The organism is Mycobacterium sp. (genome assembly GCF_035697385.1).
Lineage (GTDB): Bacteria > Actinomycetota > Actinomycetes > Mycobacteriales > Mycobacteriaceae > Mycobacterium.
Window position 1 is genome coordinate 1 of record NZ_DASSCY010000025.1, and the last position, 23,037, is coordinate 23,037.

Consider the following 23,037-nt stretch of genomic DNA (forward strand, 5'->3'; position numbering starts at 1 on the left):
GTGACTACGTCGGGTTCAACTCGGCCATTGGGTACTGGGCATCTGCCTGTGCGGGCAACACCTCGTACTGGGTGCTCATCACGGCGACGCTCAGTGCGGTGGTGCCGGGCTTCGGCGACGGTGACACGGTGCTGGCAGTGGTGGTGTCTGCGATCGGTGTGTGGCTGTTCGCCTTGCTCGTCATGCGTGGTGTCAAGGATGCAGCTGTCATCAATTACATTGTCACCATTGCCAAGATCGTGCCGATCCTGATGTTTATCGTGATCGCGATAATCGCGTTCAAGGCCGACGTCTTTGCCGAGAACTTCTGGGGTGCCGAGGGTTACTCGTTCGCTTCGATCTGGGACCAGGCCACCGGCACGATGCTGATCACCGTGTTCGTCTTCCTGGGCATCGAGGGCGCCAGTGTCTACTCGCGGATGGCACGCAAGCGGGAGGACGTAGGACGCGCGACGGTCATCGGATTCGTCAGTGTGCTCAGTGTTTTTGCTCTGGTCACGCTGATGTCGTACGGAGTCATGCCTCAGGACGAATTGGCCGGCGTCAGCCAGCCTTCCATGGCGGCGGTGCTGGAATCCATTGTCGGACAGTGGGGATCGATCTTCATCCGTGTCGGTGTCATCGTGTCGGTGTTGGGTGCCTATCTGGCCTGGACCTTGATGGCCGCCGAGGTCCTCTACATTCCCGCCAAATCCGACGACATGCCGCGATTCATGGCCCGCACCAACAGCCACGGCGCACCCATCACCGCGCTGATCATGGCGGCCGGGCTGATCTCGGTGCTACTCGTCGCTTTGCTGTTCGCCGCCGACGCACTCGATTTCATGTTGGACCTGACCGCGGCGCTGTCCCTGATTCCTTATCTCCTCGCAGCGGCCTATGCGTTGAAGTTGACCGCGACTCGTGAGACGTATGGCAACGGCAAATCGCTTGTTCCAGACATGGTCATCGCCGGGGTGGCGACCGTGTACACCTTGTTCTTGATATACGCCGCGGGTGTCGACAAGCTCCTGCTGTCCTGCATTTTGTATGCGCCCGCGGCCGCGCTCTACGTCAAGGCGAGGCGGGAACGCAGACTGCGTGTGTTCCTGCCCGCCGAGGCGGTGCTGTTCGGCGTGATCGTCCTCGGCGCGGTCGCGGGTGTGGTGTCCTTGGCAACTGGGGCGATCGAAATCTAACGGCCTTCTGGGTGAGAGGAACGACAAGTGGCGAATCCGTCTGCCGGCTACGGCGTCTACTCCGAGGTCGGCAAGCTGCGGAAGGTGTTGGTGTGCTCGCCGGGCCTGGCGCACGAGCGGCTCACCCCGACCAACTGTGACGAACTGCTTTTCGACGACGTCCTGTGGGTCCAGAACGCGCGTCGCGACCACTTCGACTTCATCGACAAGATGCGCGACCGCGACGTCGAGGTGGTGGAGCTGCACGAAGTCCTGGCCCAGACGATGGACAATCCAGAAGCGAAATCCTGGTTGCTGGACCGCAAAATCGTTCCGAACGAAGTCGGCTTGGGGCTTGTCGACGACACTCGCGCGTTCCTGGACTCGCTGACGACGCGGCGACTCACGGAGTTGCTGATCGGCGGCATGTCGACCCGAGACCTGCCCGCGGAAATCCAATCGGGGTACCGCGCACTGGCGCGCGAAGCCACCGGCGTCACCGAATATCTGATGCCACCCTTGCCCAACACGCTGTACACCCGCGACACCACGTGCTGGATCTACCAAGGGGTGACGCTCAACCCGCTCTTCTGGCCGGCGCGCCACGACGAGACGCTTCTGATGAAGGCAATCTATGGGTTCCATCCCGATTTCGTCGGATCGACCGTGTGGTGGGGCGACCCCGAACAGTCATGGGGGATGTCGACGATCGAGGGCGGCGACGTGTTGGTGCCAGGGAACGGCGTCGTCATCATCGGGATGAGCGAACGGACGTCACGCCAAGCCATCACCCAGGTGGCCGCCAAGCTGTTCGCCGAGAACGCGGCCGACAAGGTGATCGTCGCCGGAATGCCCAAGCTGCGCGCGGCAATGCACCTGGACACCGTGTTCACCTTCGCCGATCGTGACGTCGTCACGCTGTATCCGGACATCGTCGATTCGGTGCAGACGTTCGTCCTGCATCCCAGCGACGCCGATCCGGGTGTCGAAGTGGAGGAGGCCACCAAGCCCTTCGTCGAGGTGGTCGCCGACGCTCTCGAGCTGAAGGAGCTGCGGGTCGTGGAAACCGGTGGCACGAAATACGACTCGGAACGCCAGCAGTGGGACAGCGGCAACAACCTCGTCGCCGTCGAGCCCGGCGTGGTGTTCGCATACGACCGCAACACCCACACCAACACGTTATTGCGGCGTGCCGGGGTCGAGGTCATCACGATCGTCGGCGCCGAACTCGGCAGGGGCCGCGGCGGCGGACACTGCATGACCTGCCCGATCACGCGTGACCCGCTCGACTGACGCCGCAAGAACACGTTCCAGTTCGCCTGTTAGCCTGGTCCGCAGCCTCACGAAAGGAGCTGCGGTGAGGGCAACTGGAGGACCCCTGGAAGGCCGAGTGGCATTCGTTACCGGGGCCGCGCGCGGTCAGGGCCGGGCACACGCGATCCGGTTGGCCAGCGAAGGCGCCGACATCATCGCCGTCGACATCTGCGGCCCGATCTCGGAGACCATCACCTACCCGCTCGGCACATCCGCAGAGCTGGCCGAGACGGTGCAGGGGGTGGAGGCCACCGGCCGCAAAGTGCTTGCCCGCGAGGTCGACATCCGCGATCTGATCGCGCTGCAGCAGGTGGTGGCCGACGGAGTCGAGCAGTTCGGCCGCCTCGACATCCTGGTGGCCAACGCCGGGGTGCTCAGCTGGGGCCGGGTCTGGGAGATGTCCGAAGAGCAGTGGGACACCGTCATCGATGTCAACCTCAACGGCACGTGGCGCACGGTCCGTGCGGCCGTACCGGCGATGATCGAGGCCGGCAACGGCGGGTCGATCATCATCGTCAGCTCGTCGGCGGGGCTGAAGGCCACCCCGGGCAACGCGCACTATGCGGCGTCCAAGCAAGGCCTTGTGGCTCTGACCAATTCGCTGGCTCTGGAGGCCGGTGAGTTCGGCATCCGAGTCAACTCCATCCATCCGTACTCGATTGATACGCCGATGGTGGAGAAGGAAGCGATGGGGGCCATCTTCTCCAAGTATCCGAGCTATCTGCACGCCTTCGCGCCGATGCCGCTACATCCCGTCAACCACAAGGGCAAGAAGGGCCTTCAGGAATTCATGACGCCCGAAGAGGTCTCCGACGTGGTGGCCTGGCTGGCCGGTGACGGGTCGGCCGCGATATCGGGCAGTCAGATCGCCGTCGACCGCGGAACCATGAAGTACTGACAGCGGGCGGATTAGCCGGGTAACACCACGACCGGCACCGGGCTGTGGCGCAGGATCTTCGTACCGCGGGAGCCGAGGAACACCCTGGCGATCCCGCCCGACGGTGACGTTCCGATGGCGAGCAGCTCCCCGTCCTGCCAATCGGCGGCGTCGAGAGCCTGATCCCAGCCGTTGCCGGTGACAACCTGCAACACCACATCTTCGCCGACGACGCCGTCAGACTTCAACTGCGACAACAGCTCTCGGGCATGCGACGCCCATGCCTCAAGGATCGAATCTTCTGCGTGCAGGCCCACCTCTGGTGGATACATCGTGCGGCCGCGAACGGCGAACGTGACGACACGCATCGGGACATCCAGCCGTTCGGCAAGCGCCGCAACGCGTTCCACCACAAGACGTGACTCCGGCGTGCCTGGATAGGCGCACGTGATCCGCGAAAGCCCACCGGCCTTGGAGCCGCGATAACCGCGCGGGCTGATGGCCATCGGCACCGGCGACGAGTGCAGAAGCCGGTCCGCCGTCGACCCGATCACCACCTGTCCGAACCTGCCGTCGGCCGCCGAACCGAGAACCAGCACTTCGGCGTCCAGCTCTTTGGCTGCTTCCAACAGGCCGCCCGAGGCCGAGCGGTGCGCGACTTTGTGGTAGCTGACCTTCAGCCCGTCCGACAGCGCGCCGATGCTCTGCTGTGCTTCCTTGGCGGAGTCGGCCGCCAATTGCTCGGCGTATTGAGCGTATTCGGCGTCGATGCGCGCAATCGAGGGAGTCATCCATGGCCGCGGCACCACCGTGGTGACCGTCAGCGACGTCTTCAGCGTCGTCGCCGCTTCGACGGCCAGGTGCAGCGCCGATCGCCCGCCCTTGCCGGCAAGGTATCCGACGACGACCGTCACAGCGATTCCTTTGGCGGGATCAGGACTTCATCCTCCTCCGGTGCGGCGGTGGGGATGAGACCGTCGCCACCGTCGTTCAGTGCGCTGTGGCGCCGGCTCCAGAGGAAGTAGAAGCTCAGGACCGCGACGACCCAAATCCCAAACCACAGCCAGGTGTTCGGGGGCAGGCCGTACAGGATCCATACACAGGCGATGATGGACAGAATTGGAGTCACCGGATAACCCGGAACCCTGAAGCCGCGAGGCAGATCGGGTTCACGGACCCGCAGGATGATCACGCCGACCGACACCGTGATGAACGCGACGAGTGTGCCGATCGACACCAGGTCCCATAGGTAGTCGAGGGGAACGAAGCCGGCCAGGATCCCCGTGACGGCGGCAACGATGATCGTGTTGTTCACCGGTGTCATGCTGCGCGGGTTGACCTTGGCGAACATCGATGGAAGCAGCCCGTCGCGACCCATCGCGAACAGGATGCGGGTCTGGCCGTACATCACGACCAGCGTGACCGAGAAGATGGAGATCACCGCACCGGCAGCGAGAACCGTGCTAGCCCACGTGGAACCGCTGAGAATGTTCTCCAGGATGACGGATAGACCTGCCTCGGCCTGTTCTTCGGATCCGAATTCATCGGCGGACTGAGTGCCCAAGCCGGCGAACGCCACGAGGATGTAGATGCTGGTGACGACAACCAGTGCGGCCAGGATCGCGCGCGGCATGGTTTTCTGCGGGTTCTTGACTTCGTCACCGGCGGTGGAGACGGCGTCGAGTCCGATGAAGGTGAAGAAGATGGTCGCCGCCCCCGCAGTGATTCCGGCAAAGCCCTTGTCCCAGAAACCGGCGAAGTGGTCTGTGGTGTACGCGGTGAACGCGATGGCGACGAACATCGCGAGCACACCCAGCTTGATGATCACCATGACCGTGTTGACCGTCGCGGATTCGCTGGCGCCGCGGATCAGCAACGCCGCACACATGGCGATGAGAAGCATGGCGGGCAGGTTGACGATGCCCGGCGTCTCACCCCATGGCGCCGCGGTCAGGGAATGCGGCAGCGTGAATCCAAACAGATTGTCCAGCAGTTTGTTCAGATAGCCGCTCCAGCCGATGGCCGTTGCCGACATGGATACGCCGTACTCGAGGAGCAGGCAGGCGGCGACGCCCATCGCCACCACCTCGCCCATCGTGGTGTAGGCGTACGAATACGTCGATCCGGAAACAGGAACGGCGGAAGCCATTTCCGCGTAACAGATAGCGGAGAGCCCGGCGGCGATGCCCGCGATCACGAACGAGATCAGCACCGCGGGGCCGGCCGTCGGTACCGCTTGCTGGAGCACGATGAAGATGCCGGTGCCGACGGTGGCGCCGACGCCGAACATCGTCAGCTGGAAAGTACCGATGCTTCGCTTGAGGTGGTCGGCGGCACCATGCGCCACCGGAGCCCCAATGACGGGCCGGCGCCGCAACATTTGCTCGGAAAGCCTTATCGACGGGGCGGTCATGGTGCCTCCTGGGGCTATAACTCGGTACCGGACAAGTGTGAACCTGTGTCGGCCAAAACGTCGGCTAACTGACCAATCGCCCAGTCGATCTCCTCGGCGGTGATGACGAGCGGAGGAGCAAAGCGCAGTGTCGAGCCCTGCGTGTCCTTAACCAGGACACCGCGTTCGGCCAGTTTCATGCTGATCTGCTTGCCGGTCCCGAGCGCAGGGTCGATGTCAACGCCGGCCCACAGTCCCATGCCGCGCACCGCAACGACGCCGCGTCCGACGAGGGCGCGCAGGCGCGCGTGCAGGTGCTCGCCGAGTTCGGTTGAGCGGGACTGGAACTCGCCACGACGCAGCATTGCCACCACGGTGGTGCCGATCGCGGCGGCCAGCGGGTTGCCGCCGAATGTCGAGCCGTGCTCGCCGGGGTGCAGGACGCCGAGAACGTCGCGGTTGGCGACTACCGCCGACAGTGGAACCACGCCGCCGCCAAGGGCTTTGCCGAGGAGATAGATGTCGGGAACCACGCCCCAGTGCTCGCAGGCGAAGGTGCGCCCGGTCCTTGCCAGGCCGGACTGGATCTCGTCGGCGATCATCAACACATTGCGCTGGGTGCACAGCGCTCGGACCCGCGACAGATAGCCGTCGGGCGGCACGATGATGCCGGCTTCTCCCTGGATGGGCTCGATCAGTACGGCGACGGTGTCGTCGTCGATCGCGGCGGCCATCGCCTCGGCGTGAGGATCGTCGGGGCCGAACGGCACCGAGCGGAACCCCGGCGTGTACGGGCCGAACCCCCGGCGGGCTGTCTCGTCGTCAGAGAAGCTGATGATCGTGGTGGTGCGACCGTGGAAGTTGTTGTGCGCCACGACAATATTTCCGCGCCCAGCAGGCACGCCCTTGACGTCAGTACCCCACTTGCGGGCCACCTTGATGCCGCTCTCGACGGCTTCGGCGCCGCTGTTCATCGGCAGCACCATATCCTTGCCGCACAGCTCGGCCAGGGCCTCGCAGAACGGTCCGAGCCGGTCGGAGTGAAACGCGCGGCTGACCAACGTCATGGTGTCCAGCTGGGCGTGGGCGGTCGCGGCGATCTCCGCGTTGCGGTGCCCGAAGTTGACCGCCGAATAGGCCGCAAGGCAATCCAGGAAGCGGCGGCCCTCCACGTCGGTGATCCAGGCGCCTTCGGCGCTGACGGCGACCACCGGGAGCGGAGAGTAGTTGTGCGCGACGTACCGGCCGTCGACAGCGATAGCCGCCGCTGTCATGTTCACGGTTTCCAGAATGGTCACGGATGTACCTCCAACGTGCAGCATTTGACGGATCCGCCGCCCTTGAGCAGTTCGGACAAGTCGACACCGATGGGCTTGAAACCTGCCTGGCGAAGCTGGGCGGCGAAGCCGGTGGCCGCGGCCGGGAGCACGACGTTGAGGCCGTCGGACACGGCGTTGAGGCCGAGTACATAGGCGTCGGCGCTGCCGACCTCGATGGCGTCGGGGAACAGCTCGAGCAGCGTTGCCCGCGCCTGGTCGCTGAACGCCGGCGGGTAGTAGGCGATCGTCGTGTCGTCGAGAACCGCGAGCGCGGTGTCTAGGTGATAGAACCGCGGATCGACAAGCTCGAGGCTGACGACCGGCATGCCGACGTGCGCCGCGATCTCGTCGTGTGCCTTTCGGTCAGTGCGGAAACCATAGCCCCCCAGCACAATTGAGCCGACGACCAACAGATCGCCCTGGCCCTCGTTAAGGTGGCGCGTTTCGGCGGGCTTGTACCCGTGGCGGGTCATCCACTCGGCGTAGGCGGCGGATTCGCCCGCGCGCTGCGGATAGGCGAACTGGGCGACGACGGCCTTGCCGTTCACCAGTAGGCCGCCATTGGCCGCGTACACCATGTCCGGCAAGCCCGCGACGGGCTCGACCAGTTCGACTGTGTGGCCAAGCTCCTTATAGGTCTGGCGCAGGGTCTCCCACTGATTGAGCGCGACGTGAGTGTCGACGGAAGTCGACGTGTCCATCCACGGGTTGATGGCGTACTCGACGGCGAAGAAGGTGGGGGCCGTCATGGCGTAGTGGCGGACACGAGGGATGCGACGCTTCATTGCGGCGACATCGGATACCGGAGCCGCGTCGGCGGCGACATCTGAAATCGTCATGAATCAACGATATTTGCTAGCGATCCTGCAATCAATCGCCGCTTCTTGCGTGTATACCCGCGATTTCTTGTGCCAAGCGTAAAATAGTGGCGATCTATTGCGTAGGAGTGATCATGGACCGTCTCGACGAGACCGACGAACAGATTCTGGCGGAACTGGCCCAGCACGCCAGGGCCACTTTCGCCGAGATCGGACAGAAGGTGAATCTCTCCGCGCCTGCCGTGAAGCGGCGGGTGGACCGCATGCTCGACAACGGCGTCATCCGCGGCTTCACCACCGTCATCGACCGCAACGCGCTCGGCTGGAACACCGAGGCTTACGTGCAGGTGTTTCGCCACGGCACCGTCGCCCCTGACGAGTTGCGAGCGGCATGGATCGACATCCCTGAGGTGGTGAGCGCCGCCACCGTAACCGGGACCGCGGATGCCATCCTGCACGTGCTTGCTCGCGACATGCGGCACCTCGAGGAGGCGTTGGAACGCATCCGCTCCGCGGCCGACGTCGAACGTAGCGAGAGCATCGTGGTGCTGACCAACGTCATCGACCGGATGCGGGGCTGACCCGGTCAACCGCAGGGTGGCGCACATCTGCCGGAAGGCATCGTGTAGAACTCCCACGTGAGCAGAACTGGGGGCATCGTCATCGTGGGCGGCGGGCTTGCCGCGGCGCGCACCGCTGAGCAGCTGCGCCGGTCGGAGTACGCCGGCCCGATCACCATCGTCAGCGACGAGGACCATCTGCCGTACGACCGTCCGCCGTTGTCCAAGGAAGTACTGCGCAGCGAGACCGACGACGTCACGCTCAAGCCGGCCGAGTTCTACGACGAGAACGACATCACCGTGCTGCTCGGCAAGGCAGCGCGGTCCTTGGACACCGCCGAGCAGACGGTCACACTGTCCGACGACACCGTGCTGAGCTATGACGAGCTGGTGATCGCGACGGGCCTGGTGCCCAAACGCATTCCGTCGTTCCCGAACCTTGACGGCATCCACGTTCTTCGCTCGTTCGACGAAAGCCTGGCGCTGCGTCAGCACGCCGCTGCGGCACGGCACGCCGTGGTGATCGGTGCCGGCTTCATCGGTTGTGAGGTAGCGGCCAGCCTTCGCGGGCTGGGGGTCGACGTCGTCCTGGTCGAACCGCAGCCGTCACCGCTGGCCTCGGTGCTCGGCGAGCAGATCGGCTCGTTGGTCGCCCGTCTGCACCGCGCCGAAGGCGTGAACGTGCGCTGCGGAGTAGGCGTGGATCAGGTCCGCGGCGCCGAGAAGGTCGAGAAGGTGGTGCTGTCCGACGGCACCGAGCTCGACGCGGACCTGGTCGTCGTCGGCATCGGCTCGCATCCCGCCACCGGTTGGCTCGAGGGCACGGGCATCGAGATCGACAACGGGGTCGTGTGCGATGCGGTCGGCCGTGCGAGCGCACCACATGTATGGGCGATCGGCGATGTCGCGTCGTGGCGCAATACGGTGGGACATCAAGTGCGCGTTGAGCATTGGAGCAATGTCGCCGACCAGGCGCGCGCGCTGGTTCCTGCGATGCTCGGCCAGGATGCGCCGGCGGCAGTCTCTGTGCCGTACTTCTGGAGCGACCAGTACGACGTGAAGATCCAGTGCCTTGGCGAACCGGAGGCCGACGACATCGTGCACGTCGTCGAGGACGACGGCCGCAAGTTCCTCGCGTTCTACGAGCGCGACGGCGTGGTCGCCGGAGTAGTCGGCGGCGGGATGCCCGGCAAGGTGATGAAGTCCCGCGCCAAGATTGCCGCTGGCGCACCGATTTCGGACGTCCTCACCTGAGCGATTTCGGCGTGTTCGGTAACGTTGAGCGCAACTCAGCACGCCGAAACCGCTAGAACTCGCCGAGGTAGAAGCGGGTGCCCTGGTCGTCAGTGCAGTGCGCCATCCGCCCGTAGGCCTGCTGCGATGGCTCCTCGATGACGGTGCCGCCCGCCTCCCGCACCCGCGCGACGGCCGCGTCGACGTCGTCGACCGTCCACATCGGTACGGTCACCCGCTGCGCGCTTCCTCCGGCGATGCCGGCCATCGGGTGCGTTCCCGCCACCTGCCAGCCGTCCTCGATACGGCCCGGCTCGAAGGTCCAGAACAGCAGGCGACTGTAGAAGGCCTTGAAGGCCGCCGAGTCTCCGACCTCGTAGGTGATGTACGAAAGTTCGCCCGGCCCAGCGCCGTTGAGCTCTGGCCGAGGAGTCCCCGGTGCCGGCTCGAATACGGCGAACGCCGCGCCCTGTGAGTCGGTGGCATCCAGCACCGTACCGAAGTCGAATTCCTGCGTCTCGCCGACCTGTCCACCGCCGTCGAGGATCGACCGCCGGGCGCCTGCGAGATCGGCGACCGCGTAGCAGCAGAGCATTCCCTGCGGAAGGGTGACGCTGAAGATCCCGATGTGCTGCTTGGTGTTGGTGACCTGGTGGGTCGCCGGGTCGTAGGTCCAGCCGAGCACGCGACCGTAGAAGGCGGCGGCGCGCTCGGCGTCAGGAGTCCACACAGACACATAGCCGACATCCCCGTGCTGAATGGGTGTCGCCGCGCCGGTCACCGGCCCGCTGAGCATCCAGCGATGCCCGAACGGATCGACGACGGTGGCGTTGCGTGCTCCGTAATTCTCGTACGGCTCGCGCTGGACCTGCGCACCTCGCGCCCGGGCTCGTTCCAGCGTCGCGTCGGTGTCAGGCACGTGCAGCATGAGACTTACCGAACTCACTTGCGGGTCAGGGCCTTTCAACCCGATCTCCGGATACTCGTCGGCCAGGTAGAGCACGCCGCCCGCGATCGCGATCTCGGCGTGGCCGATGCGACCGTCGTCCATCACGATCGGCTCGCCGACCACGGTCGCACCGAAGGTGTCGACGTACCACGCGATGGCATCCCGTGCGTTGGCGACCGAAAGATACGGCAGCGCCGCCGACCGCGGGGGAGTGGACGCGACGGTGGGTTCGTTGATTTCTGCGATGGCGGTATCTGTGCCACTCATTTCGACTCCTTGTGTTTGATTGGGCTGGGCCTCAAAGAAATTCACCGCGGTCTCCAGACGCGCGCGCAGCCGTGCCGCAAACGCCGGATCGGGCGCCACCGGAAGCTCGTCGCCATGCAGCACGCTCAACGGATCGTGGCTGTTGTTCATGACATCCCTCCTTCCGGTTGCGGGTAGTGCCGTTTGAATGCTCGACGGGCCCGAACCAGCAGGGCCTCGGTGGCATGAACGGTGCGGCCGATCAGCTCGGCACACTCGGGCACCGAGCAGTCGTCCATGTAGCGCAAGGCCAACACCGTGCGATGCTGCTCGGACAGCTTGGCGAGCACGCTTTCGGCGACGATGCGGTCGAGCTCGACGTTCCAGTCGTCTACCGGGTCGACGGGCTCGGGTAGCTCGGCCACCGGGATACTCATCCTGTCGTGGCGGCGGCGGTAGTGGTCGGCAAGCTTGTGACGTGCCACCCCCACCAGCCACGGCACTGTCATGGGCGGGGGCGCGTCCTTGCGGGCGGCGTCCATCGCCGCCAGGAAGGTCTCCGACGTCAAATCCTCGGCCGTTCCGCGGTCACCGCAGCGCCGGACGAAGTACCCGTACACAACCGGCAGTGCCTCGTCGTAGACCGCCAGCAGTGCCCGCGGAGCGTCGGTGCCATTCGGTTCGGCGCTCACACCCTTATCGTCGCCGTCGCGGCCCGAACTCCGACGCCCAAATCACAAATAATTTCTCCGGCCTCGGTCCAGCGCCTTCAATCCATCGCTGACCGTGTCGAACGCACCCCCCAGTGCCGTGGCCAGAGACACCGATTCGTCGGCCAGCCAGTACTCGTAGGCCGACAACGCCACACCGAGCATCATCCAGGCGACAGTCTGGGGTACCAGGTCCTCGGCCTTGGCGTCGAGGCGCCGCGCCACGAACGCCGCGACGACAGCACGCCAGCCGGCATACATGGTCATCGAATATGCCTGCAGCGCAGCAGTTTCCAGGATGACGCGCATGCGTTGGCGGTGCCGGGCCGTCTCCTGATCGTCGAAGCTGTTGAACGCCAACAGCGCCGTGCGCAACGCCTCGTCGATCGGCACGTCGGGGTCGAGGTCGACCAGTAGATCGCGCATGTGGTCCAGGTGCGCGTCGAAATCGCCCCAGGGCAGCGCGTTTTTGGAGGGGTAGTAGCGAAACAGCGTGCGGCGGGCGATCCCGGCCGCCTCGGCGACATCGTCGACGCTGACCTCGTCGAAGCCCCGCGCCGCGAACAGGTCGATCGCCACGTTGCTGATGTGGTCCCAAGTCGTCGAGCGCCTGCGGCCGACGCGATGCCCGGATTCCGGTCCCACCGCATCCCCCCTTTCATTTCGGCACTCGATGCCATATTATTGCGATCTCGATCACATTGTCGAGGTCCTGTGTAGCGAAAGGTGGACGTTAATGGAGCCGAATCAGCAGGTCGAAGCCGAAGAACTCGTCACCGAGACCTTGGTCGAAGAGGTGTCGATCGACGGGATGTGCGGGGTCTACTGACCCATGCCGACGACTGTGGCGTTCGACCCGGACCTGCGCTGGCGGCTGCACCATCAGGTGGCCGTGCGGCCAGAGCCGTTCGGTGCGCTGCTCTACCACTTCGGCACGCGCAAGTTGTCGTTCCTGAAGAACCGGACGATCGTCGAGGTGGTCAACTCGTTGAACGACCACCCCGACGTTCGATCCGCGTGCCGCGCCGCCGGCGTCGATGATGCACAGCAAGCGCCTTATCTGCACGCGCTTGGCGTGCTGGCCCAGTCCAAGATGCTCGTGATAGGAGGAGACGATGGCTCCGACTGATTCGGCGCTCGCGCCGGCCGTACAACCCGTGCCACGCCTGATCGAGCAATTCGAGCACGGTCTCGACGCTCCGATCTGCCTCACGTGGGAACTCACGTATGCCTGCAATCTCGCGTGCTTGCACTGTCTTTCGTCGTCGGGCAAGCGTGACCCGCGTGAGCTGACAACGCAGCAGTGCAAGGACATCATCGACGAGCTCCAGCGCATGCAGGTGTTCTACGTCAACATCGGCGGCGGCGAACCGACTGTCCGGCCGGACTTTTGGGAACTCGTCGACTACGCCACCGCCCACCAGGTCGGTGTGAAGTTCTCCACCAACGGGGTGCGGATCACCCCCGAGGTGGCCGAACGGCTGGCCGCCAGCGACTACGTCGACGTGCAGATCTCCCTCGACGGCGCGACCGCTGATGTCAACGATGCCGTCCGCGGCGCAGGCTCGTTCGCCATGGCGATCCGGGCATTGGAGAACCTCGCCGCTGCGGGGTTCAAAGACGCCAAGATCTCGGTGGTGGTCACCCGGCACAACGTTGACCAACTCGACGAATTCGCCGCTCTCGCAGCGCGTTACGGTGCCACGCTGCGAATCACCCGCTTGCGGCCGTCAGGCCGTGGCGCCGACGTGTGGGACGAACTCCACCCGACCTCCGAGCAGCAAGTGCAGCTCTACGACTGGTTGGTGGCCAAGGGCGATCGAGTTCTCACCGGCGACTCCTTCTTCCACCTTTCGGGGCTTGGCGAGCCCGGCGCGCTCGCGGGGCTGAACCTGTGCGGCGCCGGACGTGTGGTCTGTCTCATCGACCCGATCGGTGACGTGTACGCGTGTCCGTTCGCCATCCACGACAGGTTCCTCGCGGGAAACATTTTGCGCGATAGTGGTTTTGGCACCGGTTTTGACAATGTGTGGAAGAACGCGCCGCTGTTCCGTGAGCTGCGCGAGCCGCAATCCGCCGGTGCGTGCGGCAGTTGCGGGCACTACGACAGCTGCCGCGGAGGCTGCATGGCCGCGAAGTTCTTCACCGGCCTGCCGCTGGACGGCCCGGACCCCGAGTGCGTGGAGGGCTACGGCGCTCCCGCCCTGGCCCGCGACCGCGTCAAGCCCAAGCCGAGCGGTGATCACTCCCGCGGAACCAAGCAGGGCCCGATTCCGCTGAAGCTTCTGACCACCCCGCCGGCCCGACTGTGTAACGAAAGCCCGGTGTAGTCATGGCACGCGACCAATGGTTCGAAACGGTTGAGTTCTGCCAGCAGGCGGCCAAGAAGCGCCTGCCCAAGTCGGCATATGCCGCGCTGCTTGGCGCCAGCGAGAGGGGCGTGACCGTCGCCGACAACGTCGACGCGTTCGCCGAGCTCGGATTCGCGCCACATGTCATCGGTGCGTTGGAGAAGCGCGATCTGTCGACAACCGTGATGGGACAAGATGTTTCGCTTCCGGTGCTGATATCGCCGACGGGTGTGCAGGCGGTGCATCCCGATGGTGAGGTCGCCGTCGCGCGCGCGGCCGCCGCGCGCGGCACCGCGATGGGGCTGTCGTCGTTCGCCAGCAAGCCGATCGAAGAAGTCATCGCGGCCAATCCCAAGCTCTTCTTCCAGGTGTACTGGCTCGGCGGCAGGGACGCGATCGCGGCTCGGGTGGAGCGTGCCCGCGAAGCCGGCGCCGCGGGCCTGATCGTCACCACCGACTGGAGCTTCTCTCACGGCCGGGACTGGGGCAGCCCGAAGATCCCGGAGGAGATGAACCTGCGGACCGCGGTGCGGATGATGCCCGAAGGCCTGACGCGGCCGCGCTGGTTGTGGCAATGGGCCAAGACGATGCATCCACCGTCGCTGCGGGTGCCGAACCAGGGACCGCGCGGCGAACTCGGCCCGCCGTTCTTCGCCGCCTACGGCGAATGGATGGGCACGCCGCCGCCGACCTGGGAGGACATCACCTGGTTGCGCGAACTGTGGGGCGGTCCGTTCATGCTCAAGGGCGTGATGCGAGTCGACGACGCCAAACGCGCAGTGGACGCGGGTGTTTCGGCCATCTCGGTGTCCAATCACGGCGGCAACAACCTGGACAGCACACCGGCGTCGATTCGGGCGCTGCCCGTGATCGCCGAAGCCGTCGGCGACGAGATCGAGGTGTTGCTGGACGGAGGCATCCGGCGCGGTAGCGACGTGGTGAAGGCGGTCGCCCTCGGCGCGCGGGCGGTGATGATCGGCAGGGCCTATCTGTGGGGTCTGGCCGCCAACGGCCAGGCCGGCGTCGAGAACGTGCTCGATGTGTTGCGTGGGGGAATCGACTCGGCACTGATGGGCCTTGGCCGCGCATCGGTCCGCGACCTCGTTGCCAGCGACGTCCTCGTCCCGCCCGGCTTCACCCGCGCGCTCGGTGTGCCCAGCAGCCCCGACGCCTGACATAGTCCTGGTCGCCGCAAGGATCGCGGTGGTACAGGCGTGGCGGAGGGGGCTGGCGTGGCTACTCGACTGCCGCGCGTGGAAACTTCCCGGAAATCAATTGCTGCGCATGCGCCAACAATTGGCGCACGCCAGGTGAATTCGGCCTACCATCGCGGGGTGGCTTTCCCCAGCGAGCTCGGGAACTCAACGTCGAGACAGCTGCAGAGCACGTCATCCGCGTTGATCGTCCCGGTAGGCTCCATCGAACAGCATGGACCTCACCTGCCGCTGGACACCGACACCCGTATTGCCACCGCCGTCAGCAGCTCGATTGCTGCGCGGCTGGCCGATCGAGATGAGCACCGTTGGGTCGTGGCGCCGGCGATCGGATACGGCGCCAGCGGCGAGCACGAGGGCTTCGCGGGGACCGTCTCGATCGGGACCTCGGCGCTTCGCCTTTTGCTGGTGGAGTTCGGCCGGTCAGCGTCGCGATGGGCATCGCGCCTCGTCTTCGTCAACGGGCACGGGGGAAATGTGGAGGCGTTGGCCGCCGCGACGGCTTTGCTTAGGTACGAGGGTCGCGACGTGAGTTGGTGTTCGTGCACAGCCAAGAACGCCGACGCACACGCCGGGCACACCGAAACGTCTGTATTGCTACATATTTCGCCGAAGGACGTTTGGACCGACGAGCGGGTGCCCGGTAACAGCGCGCCGCTGGCCGATCTGATGCCCCAAATGCGACGCGGCGGTGTCGCGGCAGTCAGCGAACTGGGCGTGCTCGGTGATCCGACCACGGCGACCGCCGACGAGGGCGAGCGCATTCTGGGGGAGATGGTCGACGGATGTTTGCAGCGGATCGCCAGGTGGGTACCCGACCGCGACGGGATGCTGACATGACGGGACCGCGGCTGCCCGATGGGTTCGCCGTCCAAGTGGACCGCCGGGTGAAAGTGCTCGGTGAGGGGTCGGCGTTGCTCGGCGGCTCGCCCACCCGGCTGCTGCGCCTTGCGCCCGCGGCGCAGACCATGCTCACCGGAGGCCGGCTGGAGGTGCACGACGCCGTCAGCGCGCAGCTCGCACGGACGCTGCTCGATGCAACCGTTGCGCATCCGCGGCCGGCCAGCGGGCCGTCACACCGCGATCTGACTATCGTTATCCCTGTGCGGGACAATGCTTCTGGGCTCCGGCGGCTGGTTCCTACGCTGCGCGGGCTGCGGGTGATCGTGGTCGACGACGGTTCAGCCACCGCGGTACAGCCAACCGACTTCGCCGATACCCACTGCGACATCCAGGTGCTGCGCCATCAACGCAGCAAGGGTCCCGCGGCGGCTCGCAACACCGGCCTTTCGGCGTGCAACACCGACTTCGTGGCATTCCTGGACTCCGACGTGGTGCCGCGGCGAGGGTGGCTGGAGGCGCTGCTCGGCCACTTCTGCGATCCGGCGGTGGCGCTGGTCGCACCGCGAATCGTGGGTCTGCGTCAGGCCGACAACGTGGTGGCGCGGTACGAGGCGGTGCGGTCGTCGCTCGACCTTGGTCTACGCGAGGCGCCCGTGGTTCCCTACGGCACCGTGTCGTATGTCCCCAGCGCCGCGATCATCTGTCGCCGGTCGGTATTGAAGGAAGTCGGCGGGTTCGACGAGACGCTCAAGTCCGGCGAAGACGTCGACCTGTGCTGGCGGTTCATCGAGGCAGGGGCCAGGCTTCGCTATGAACCGATAGCGTTGGTCGCCCACGATCACCGCACGCAACTGCGAGAGTGGTTCGCGCGCAAGTCTTTTTACGGAGAATCGGCGGCCCCGTTATCGATTCGACATCCCGGCAAGACGGCTCCGCTGGTGATCTCCGGATGGACGCTGGTGGTGTGGATGCTGCTGGCAATGGGATCGGGCATCGGTTACCTGGCATCCATGGTCGTCGCCGCGATCACCGGTCGTCGCATCGCCAACTCGCTGTCCACCGTGGAGACCGAACCCAAGGAAGTGGCCGTGGTGGCCGCCCACGGCCTGTGGTCGGCCGCCCTCCAGTTGGCTTCGGCGATCTGCCGGCACTACTGGCCGATCGCCTTCATCGCGGCGCTGCTGTCCCGGCGGTGCCGCCAGGCGGTGCTGGTGGCCGCCGTCATCGACGGCGTGGCGGACTGGGTCACTCGCAACGGCAACGCGGACGACGACGCCCGACGGGTCGGGCTGCTCACCTACATCCTGCTGAAGAGACTCGATGACATCGCGTACGGTGCCGGCCTGTGGACCGGTGTGGTGCGCGAGCGGCATGTCGGCGCTCTCAAGCCTCAGATCCGGACCTGAAGTGACACCTTGCACAGCGATGTGCTGATCGTCGGCGCCGGCAGCGCAGGATCTGTTCTGGCTGAAAGGCTTTCCGCAGACCCCGCATGCCTTGTCACTGTCGTCGAGGCGGGTCCGGCGCCGTCTGATCCCCGTGTGGCCAGCCAGATCAGCGACGGCCTGCGATTGCCGATCGGAACCGCCAGCTCGGTGGTGCGGCGGTACCCGACAACCCTGACCGATGATCCGGCGCGGCGCGCGCAGATCATGCGCGGTGCCGTTGTCGGCGGGTCGGGCGCCGTGAACGGGGGCTACTTCTGCCGCGGGCTGCCGTCGGATTTCGAGGGCTGGGGGTTGCCGGGCTGGCGGTGGGCCGACGTGCTGCCGCACTTCCTGGCAATCGAAACTGACCTGGATTTCGAGAACACCCCACTGCACGGATCCGACGGGCCGATACTGGTCAGCCGCGTCGCCGAATTCGATGGCTGTACAGCAGCGTTCGTGGATTCCGCTGCTGAGGCGGGTTACCAGTGGATCAACGATCTCAACGGCGCGACGCCCGAGGCGCCACTGCCGGTCGGTGTCGGAGCCGTCCCGCTAAACATCAACGGCGGAACCCGGGTGGGCCCTGGCGGTGCGTATCTGCAACCTGCGATGGACCGCACCAATCTGACGCTGCTCACCAACACCCGCGCGCTCCGCGTCCGGATTTCCAAGGGCAAGGCCGTCGGCGTGGATTGCGTCGGCCCTGATGGCGACACCCATTTGACAGCTGACCGAATCGTGTTGTGTTCCGGAGCAATCGGATCGGCGCACCTGTTGATGCTGTCCGGTATAGGCCCGGAAGAGACGTTGCGGCCCGCCGGGATAACGGTTCACGCCGACCTGCCTGTCGGCGTCGCAAGCGAGGATCATCCGGAATGGGTGTTGCCGGTGGACTGGTCGGCAAGCCACGGTATGCCACCGCTTGAAGCGGTGCTGACTACCGCTATCGGCGTCGAAATACGGCCCTATACAGCGGGGTTCGGTGCGATGATCCGCGAGCACCGAAATGATCCCGCCGACCAGCCGCACGTCGGAGTCGCGTTGATGCAGCCGAAGTCGCGCGGCAGAATCAGGCTGGCATCCGCCGACCCCGACGCTTTGCCCGTCATCGAGCATCGCTACGACAGCGAACCCGACGATGTGGCGACGCTGCGCGCAGGCGCCGAACTTGCCATCGAATTAACCAGACCGACAGCGAAAGTCGGCGTCGTTTCATGGTCGACTTCGCAGCACTTGTCCGGAACGGCACCCATGGGCCTCGAGGGTGACGCTGCTGCAGTGGTGGATCCGCAATGCCGCGTGCGTGGTATCGACGGGCTATGGGTTGTTGACGGGTCGGTGCTACCTGCGATCACAAGTCGGGGCCCGCATGCCACCATCGTGATGGTCGGCCACCGGGCCGCGGAGTTCATTGCAGCGTGACGCCGGGCAACTCGCTCACGGCCTGCGCCAGCAACGTCGCTGCGACCACACCATCGATCACGGGCACGGCCAGTCGGCGCGCCAACGGCTCGGCGAACCGTGCCATTGCCGCGCAGCCCAACACAATTGACCGGCTCCCGTCCCGTTCGAGGGCCTGAGCACACAACGCGCCGATCGGTTCGATGGTGGCGGGGTCGGAGTCGATCCGCAGCACCGGGATGTCACAGGCATGCACACCGAGGCATCCACCCGGCGTGTAGGCCTTGGCGAGCTGCCAGGCGCGCGGCACGGTGGCAGACATCGACGTAACCACCGAGTAGGTACCCGCTGCCAGCCCGGCGGCGTGCATGGCGGCCTGCGCGATGCCCAGCACCGGGGCGTCAACAAGCTGCCGGACCTCGTCAAGACCGGGATCACCAAAGCACGCGATCACGTAGGCATCCGGGCGGGTGCTCGACGGACGCGCCAACGCCGTCTTCAACTCAGCGAGCAACCCTGGTATACAACGACGTTCGTCGTCGTCACTCTCGATGCTCGGTGGGCCGTCTATCGGATTGAGTGCCTCCACGACCGTGCCGGGGCGTGCCACCGCGGTCGCGTTCACACCGATGGCCTCCGTCATCGATGCCGTGGAGTTCGGATTGATCAGCAGCAGGCGCACGCGACTCAGGCTAGCCGTCAGGGTGTGGCCTGGACCGGCTCCTGCTCGGGGACGGTGGCCGGCGGGGCCGGGCTGTTGCGCATCGAGGCCCAATAGAGCGCGAACGCCAACCCGCAGCCGATGAACCAGCTGTACTGGGCGGCGGTCGTCATGCCGGGCAGGTTTCCGAACAACACCGGGAACATCGCAGCGGCAGCGCTGATCGCGGTCACCACGACCGCCTTCATGTTGTAACCGCCGGTGTACCAATATGTTCCGGCCTTGGACATCGTGAACAGGTCGTCGACGACGATGCGCTGCTTCTTGGCGACGTAGTAGTCGGCGATCAGCACGCCGAACAGCGGGCCGATGAACGCACCGAGGGTCTCCAGCGTGTAGTGGATGACCTCGGGGTTGTTGTACAGGTTCCACGGCGTGAGCAGCACCGAGCCCACCGCGGCGATCATGCCGCCTGCGCGCCAGCTGATCCGCTGTGGGCTGACATTGGAGAAGTCGAATGCCGGGGAGATGAAGTTGGCGACGATGTTGATGCCGATGGTGGCGATCGTGAACGTCAGCGCACCGAGAACGATGGCAGTGGTGCTGTCGATGCGGGCGACGGTCTGCACGGGGTCGGTGATCAGCTCGCCGAACACCGGCACGGTGGCGGCGGCGGTGATCACGACCAGCAGCGAGAACACCAGGAAGTTGACGGGCAGGCCGAGGAAGTTGCCGCGCTTTACCGCGGCGAAGGACTTCCCGTAACGCGAGAAGTCGCCGAAGTTGAGCATTGGCCCCGAGAAGTACGACACCACAAGGGCAATGGCGCCGAGCATGACGGCAACGGTGTTGCCGGATTTCTCGCCACCGAGATTGAGGCTGACGTGCCAGCCGGACTTCCACAGCAGGTAACCACACAGAATGAACATCACGACGTACACGGCCGGTCCGCAGAAGTCGATGAACCTGCGGATCGATTCCATGCCTCGCCAGAACACGCACGCCTGCAGCACCCACAGCAGTGCGTAGGTGCACCAGCCGAGCAGCGGCAGACCGAGAAAGCCGTACTGGTCGACGTCGGCGTAGGGCGCAAGCGAGGGCCACAGCTTGAGCACCACCACGTCGAGGGCGGCCGAAGCCAGATACGTTTGAATTCCGTACCAGGCGACGGCGATCAGGCCGCGGATGATCGCGGGCACGTTGGCGCCCAGGACCCCGAACGCGCTGCGGCACGCCACCGGATACGGCACGCCGGCGTGCTGGCTGGGTTTGGCCACCAGATTGCAGAAGATGTTGACGATCACGATGCCGATCAGAAGCGCAAGCAGTACCTGCCAGCTCGACAACCCCAGCGCGAAAAGGCTTCCCGCGGTGACATAGCCGCCGACACTGTGCACGTCGGACATCCAGAACGCGAAGATGTTGTACGACGACCAGGTCTGTTTCTCCAGCGGGATCAGGTCGTCGTTGGCGAGCCGCGGATCGTAGACGGCGGTGAAGGGCTTGGCAGCGGCGGCAGCGGCGACGGCTCCGTGTCCGGTATCCGCGCCTGCAGCGGTTTCGGTCATTCGCCGACGCTAATGAGCCCCTGTTTCTAAACCGTTGCAGCCGCGCAACATCAATGCTGCGGGCGCCTCACCCCGTCGAGCGCGAAGCCAGCCGCCGGACAAAGCTGAGTTGCTGACCGTCGCGCCCAGGCGACCAGAGCGCGACGAAGCCCGCCGCCACACTCACCGCAACGGCCAGTACCGACAACGACAAATCCATCGATTGCAGGAACGCATCGTTGGCCAGTTGGGTCAGCCGCTCGCCTTGCGGGCCCATCTGGTCGGCCACTGCAAGCGCATGGGCGAGTGAATCGAGGGCAGGTCCACGCACCTGCTCGGGGAACGCGGTGAGCGCGGGAGCCAGAGCGTTGTGATAGTGCGCCGCGAGCACGGACCCCGCTACCGCGATGCCGAGCGCGGCACCGACCTCGCGGGTCGTGTCGTTGACCGCGGACGCGACGCCCTGCTTCTCGTCGGGGACCGCATGCATGATCGCTGTGGTCGTCGGCGCTGTGCACAGGCCGATTCCGATGGCCGTGATGAGGAACGGCCATGCCATGTGCAGGTAGGGCGTGTCGGCGCCGAGGGTGCGCATGCACAGCAACCCTGCGGCGATGAACAGCAGGCCGAGTGTCACCGCGACGCGCAGCCCGACCTTCGGGAGGTACAGATGCATTGTCCCGCTCAGTATCAGAACGGGTATCGCCAACGGCGTCAACGCGAATGCCGTTTGCAGCGGGCTGTAGCCCAGCACCAGTTGCATGTATTGCATTGCGATGAAAAAGAATCCGAAGTTAGCGAAGAACAGGAACGTGATGCCGACCGACCCGGTCGCGAAATCCGGCCTGCTGAATAATCGGACATCGAGCAGCGGATGTCTGCGTCGCAACTGCACGACCGCGAACGCGGCGGCCAACGCGATACCGGCCGACATGCAGCCCCAGACGATCGGGTGCGACCAACCCCGGATGGGCGCCTCGATGACACCGAACACGAAGACGGCCACGGCGCCCCCGATGAGCACCGCGCCGATCCAGTCCACCGGTGCGGCGGATTCGTCGCGGGAGGACGCGATCGTGCACGTCAGGACGAACATGCCAAGGCCGGCTGCCGTGAATGCCCAGAAGATGGACTGCCACGACCAGACGTGCAGCAGAATCCCGGTGCCGAGGAATCCGAACACCGCGCCGGAGCCAGCCACGCCCGCCCAGATCCCAACGGCCTTGTTGCGCTCGGACTTTGGGAATGCAGCGGTCAGCAGCGACAGTGTCGCCGGCATGATGAACGCGGCGCCGATACCGGCAACGGCGCGGGCGATGATGATCTGCGTTGGGCTGTCGAGGAACACCGGGGCGAGCGAAGCAAGGGTGAAGATGGCCAGCCCGACAAGCAGTGCCCCGCGCCGGCCGTAGCGATCGCCGATCGCGCCTGCCGGGAGCAGCAGGCAGGCCAGCACCAGCGTGTACCCGTCGACGATCCAGGTGAGTTGTCCCTGAGTCGCGTTGGTCTGCAACGCGATATCGGGCAGCGCCGCGTTCAGGGCGACCATCGAGGTGATGACCATGAGCACGTCCATGCTGGCGATGGCCAGCAGCCAGACACGGCGACGCGTGGACAAGCCGCCGATGCGTGCGTCTATATCCTGATCTGACCGGTCGAGGGTGTCGACCATTCGGCGCTCGCTTTCGGCAGGGTATTTTTGAGACTAACAGTCTTGTACAGAGACTAGTAGTCTTGTTCCCGCCATGGAGGTGTGGTAAACGATGGCCGTTGCCGGTTCGGGCGTGGGCTCGGTCACAAATGATCCGCGGCCTGCTCGTTCGCGCGCCCGCCTGCTCGATGCGGCGACGGCGTTATTGCGTTCGGGTGGTCCGAGCGCGGTGACGATCGATGCGGTCACCCGCAGCGCCAACGTGGCCAGGGCCACGCTGTATCGCCATTTCCCCAGTGCGAACGACCTGGTGGCTGCGGCGTTCATGAGCCTCATTCCGCCGCCGCCGATGCCACCGGCGCAG

23 protein-coding genes are annotated in these 23,037 nt (G+C 65.4%); 13 read left to right on the plus strand and 10 right to left on the minus strand.

From position 1 onward, the window contains the following. The 3 genes from VFH65_RS02335 to VFH65_RS02345 form a co-directional block, all read left to right on the plus strand. A partial coding sequence (locus VFH65_RS02335) for an amino acid permease (protein WP_353319520.1) occupies window positions 1–1,178 on the plus strand: 1,178 nt, incomplete at its 5' end. Between the two features lie 27 nt (window positions 1,179–1,205). Beyond that, window positions 1,206–2,450, plus strand: a complete 1,245-nt coding sequence (locus VFH65_RS02340) for an arginine deiminase (protein WP_353319521.1) — start codon at window positions 1,206–1,208, stop codon at window positions 2,448–2,450. Window positions 2,451–2,514: 64 nt separating this feature from the next. Beyond that, the gene (locus VFH65_RS02345; protein WP_353319522.1) at window positions 2,515–3,369 is read left to right on the plus strand and encodes a mycofactocin-coupled SDR family oxidoreductase; all 855 of its coding nucleotides are present in this window, start codon (window positions 2,515–2,517) and stop codon (window positions 3,367–3,369) included. A gap of 11 nt (window positions 3,370–3,380) precedes the next feature. Here VFH65_RS02345 and VFH65_RS02350 read toward each other — a convergent pair whose 3' ends face one another. The 4 genes from VFH65_RS02350 to ddaH are packed head-to-tail and all read right to left on the minus strand — an operon-like array spanning window position 3,381 to window position 7,898. Further along, window positions 3,381–4,262 (minus strand): universal stress protein, encoded by an 882-nt coding sequence (locus tag VFH65_RS02350; RefSeq protein ID WP_353319523.1) that lies wholly within the window; start codon window positions 4,260–4,262, stop codon window positions 3,381–3,383. Beyond that, entirely contained in the window at window positions 4,259–5,761 is a 1,503-nt protein-coding gene (locus VFH65_RS02355; protein ID WP_353319524.1) for an amino acid permease, read from the minus strand. Before VFH65_RS02355 ends, VFH65_RS02350 begins: the two co-directional genes overlap by 4 nt. A 14-nt stretch (window positions 5,762–5,775) precedes the next feature. Then, complete coding sequence (gene rocD, locus VFH65_RS02360; RefSeq protein WP_353319525.1) at window positions 5,776–7,062, minus strand: ornithine--oxo-acid transaminase; 1,287 nt, start codon at window positions 7,060–7,062, stop codon at window positions 5,776–5,778. Then, a complete protein-coding gene (ddaH, locus tag VFH65_RS02365; protein WP_414688339.1) occupies window positions 7,035–7,898 on the minus strand; it encodes a dimethylargininase in 864 nt (287 codons plus the stop codon). Before ddaH ends, rocD begins: the two co-directional genes overlap by 28 nt. 113 nt (window positions 7,899–8,011) lie before the next feature. On the opposite strand from ddaH, the gene VFH65_RS02370 reads away from it, so the two are divergent. After that, window positions 8,012–8,458, plus strand: coding sequence for an Lrp/AsnC family transcriptional regulator (locus VFH65_RS02370; protein WP_353319526.1), 447 nt, complete (start codon window positions 8,012–8,014; stop codon window positions 8,456–8,458). Between the two features lie 57 nt (window positions 8,459–8,515). Beyond that, window positions 8,516–9,691, plus strand: a complete 1,176-nt coding sequence (locus tag VFH65_RS02375; RefSeq protein ID WP_353319527.1) for an NAD(P)/FAD-dependent oxidoreductase — start codon at window positions 8,516–8,518, stop codon at window positions 9,689–9,691. Between the two features lie 52 nt (window positions 9,692–9,743). Here the strand turns inward: VFH65_RS02375 and VFH65_RS02380 are convergent, their stop codons facing one another. The 3 genes from VFH65_RS02380 to mftR are packed head-to-tail and all read right to left on the minus strand — an operon-like array spanning window position 9,744 to window position 12,220. Beyond that, entirely contained in the window at window positions 9,744–11,036 is a 1,293-nt protein-coding gene (locus VFH65_RS02380; protein WP_353319528.1) for a VOC family protein, read from the minus strand. After that, window positions 11,033–11,557: an RNA polymerase sigma factor gene (locus VFH65_RS02385; protein WP_353319529.1), complete on the minus strand. Its 525-nt coding sequence runs from the start codon at window positions 11,555–11,557 to the stop codon at window positions 11,033–11,035. The genes VFH65_RS02380 and VFH65_RS02385 overlap by 4 nt, the downstream gene beginning before the upstream one ends. A 42-nt stretch (window positions 11,558–11,599) precedes the next feature. After that, entirely contained in the window at window positions 11,600–12,220 is a 621-nt protein-coding gene (gene mftR, locus VFH65_RS02390; protein ID WP_353319530.1) for a mycofactocin system transcriptional regulator, read from the minus strand. 91 nt (window positions 12,221–12,311) lie between these two features. On the opposite strand from mftR, the gene mftA reads away from it, so the two are divergent. The 7 genes from mftA to mftG all read left to right on the plus strand — a co-directional run bounded on the left by mftA (window position 12,312) and on the right by mftG (window position 18,835). Beyond that, window positions 12,312–12,404: a mycofactocin precursor MftA gene (gene mftA, locus VFH65_RS02395; protein ID WP_192722083.1), complete on the plus strand. Its 93-nt coding sequence runs from the start codon at window positions 12,312–12,314 to the stop codon at window positions 12,402–12,404. A 3-nt stretch (window positions 12,405–12,407) separates the two neighbouring features. After that, window positions 12,408–12,704, plus strand: a complete 297-nt coding sequence (gene mftB, locus VFH65_RS02400; RefSeq protein ID WP_353319531.1) for a mycofactocin biosynthesis chaperone MftB — start codon at window positions 12,408–12,410, stop codon at window positions 12,702–12,704. Then, window positions 12,691–13,905, plus strand: a complete 1,215-nt coding sequence (gene mftC / locus VFH65_RS02405) for a mycofactocin radical SAM maturase (protein WP_353319532.1) — start codon at window positions 12,691–12,693, stop codon at window positions 13,903–13,905. The genes mftB and mftC overlap by 14 nt, the downstream gene beginning before the upstream one ends. A 2-nt stretch (window positions 13,906–13,907) precedes the next feature. Further along, window positions 13,908–15,101: a pre-mycofactocin synthase MftD gene (gene mftD, locus VFH65_RS02410; protein ID WP_353319533.1), complete on the plus strand. Its 1,194-nt coding sequence runs from the start codon at window positions 13,908–13,910 to the stop codon at window positions 15,099–15,101. 135 nt (window positions 15,102–15,236) lie between these two features. Then, a complete protein-coding gene (mftE, locus tag VFH65_RS02415) occupies window positions 15,237–15,980 on the plus strand; it encodes a mycofactocin biosynthesis peptidyl-dipeptidase MftE (RefSeq protein ID WP_353319534.1) in 744 nt (247 codons plus the stop codon). Continuing rightward, window positions 15,977–17,389 carry a mycofactocin biosynthesis glycosyltransferase MftF gene (gene mftF, locus VFH65_RS02420; RefSeq protein WP_353319535.1) on the plus strand — a complete coding sequence of 471 codons (1,413 nt, stop codon included), beginning with the start codon at window positions 15,977–15,979 and terminating at the stop codon, window positions 17,387–17,389. Before mftE ends, mftF begins: the two co-directional genes overlap by 4 nt. A gap of 9 nt (window positions 17,390–17,398) precedes the next feature. Beyond that, on the plus strand, window positions 17,399–18,835 hold the full coding sequence (gene mftG, locus VFH65_RS02425) for a mycofactocin system GMC family oxidoreductase MftG (RefSeq protein WP_353319536.1): 1,437 nt from the start codon (window positions 17,399–17,401) through the stop codon (window positions 18,833–18,835). Here mftG and VFH65_RS02430 read toward each other — a convergent pair. From VFH65_RS02430 to VFH65_RS02440, 3 genes are all read right to left on the minus strand, one after another. Then, window positions 18,822–19,496, minus strand: a complete 675-nt coding sequence (locus VFH65_RS02430) for an aspartate/glutamate racemase family protein (protein ID WP_353319537.1) — start codon at window positions 19,494–19,496, stop codon at window positions 18,822–18,824. The genes mftG and VFH65_RS02430 overlap by 14 nt on opposite strands. Window positions 19,497–19,513: 17 nt before the next feature. Next, a complete protein-coding gene (locus tag VFH65_RS02435; RefSeq protein WP_353319538.1) occupies window positions 19,514–21,043 on the minus strand; it encodes an NCS1 family nucleobase:cation symporter-1 in 1,530 nt (509 codons plus the stop codon). A 67-nt stretch (window positions 21,044–21,110) separates the two neighbouring features. Further along, window positions 21,111–22,694, minus strand: a complete 1,584-nt coding sequence (locus tag VFH65_RS02440) for an MFS transporter (RefSeq protein ID WP_353319539.1) — start codon at window positions 22,692–22,694, stop codon at window positions 21,111–21,113. Window positions 22,695–22,785: 91 nt separating this feature from the next. Between VFH65_RS02440 and VFH65_RS02445 the strand changes: the two genes are divergently transcribed. Continuing rightward, window positions 22,786–23,037 (plus strand): TetR/AcrR family transcriptional regulator (locus tag VFH65_RS02445; RefSeq protein ID WP_353319540.1); only part of this gene is annotated, 252 nt, incomplete at its 3' end.

Bases quoted from the DNA above. Each gene is read 5' to 3' on its own strand.
- VFH65_RS02355 (WP_353319524.1), bottom strand. From the start codon at position 5,761: ATGACCGCCCCGTCGATAAGGCTTTCCGAGCAAATGTTGCGGCGCCGG.
- rocD (WP_353319525.1), bottom strand. From the start codon at position 7,062: ATGCTGCACGTTGGAGGTACATCCGTGACCATTCTGGAAACCGTGAAC.
- ddaH (WP_414688339.1), bottom strand. From the start codon at position 7,898: ATGACGATTTCAGATGTCGCCGCCGACGCGGCTCCGGTATCCGATGTC.
- VFH65_RS02370 (WP_353319526.1), top strand. From the start codon at position 8,012: ATGGACCGTCTCGACGAGACCGACGAACAGATTCTGGCGGAACTGGCC.
- VFH65_RS02380 (WP_353319528.1), bottom strand. From the start codon at position 11,036: ATGAACAACAGCCACGATCCGTTGAGCGTGCTGCATGGCGACGAGCTT.
- mftA (WP_192722083.1), top strand. From the start codon at position 12,312: ATGGAGCCGAATCAGCAGGTCGAAGCCGAAGAACTCGTCACCGAGACC.
- mftB (WP_353319531.1), top strand. From the start codon at position 12,408: ATGCCGACGACTGTGGCGTTCGACCCGGACCTGCGCTGGCGGCTGCAC.
- mftC (WP_353319532.1), top strand. From the start codon at position 12,691: ATGGCTCCGACTGATTCGGCGCTCGCGCCGGCCGTACAACCCGTGCCA.
- mftD (WP_353319533.1), top strand. From the start codon at position 13,908: ATGGCACGCGACCAATGGTTCGAAACGGTTGAGTTCTGCCAGCAGGCG.
- mftF (WP_353319535.1), top strand. From the start codon at position 15,977: ATGACGGGACCGCGGCTGCCCGATGGGTTCGCCGTCCAAGTGGACCGC.
- VFH65_RS02435 (WP_353319538.1), bottom strand. From the start codon at position 21,043: ATGACCGAAACCGCTGCAGGCGCGGATACCGGACACGGAGCCGTCGCC.
- VFH65_RS02440 (WP_353319539.1), bottom strand. From the start codon at position 22,694: ATGGTCGACACCCTCGACCGGTCAGATCAGGATATAGACGCACGCATC.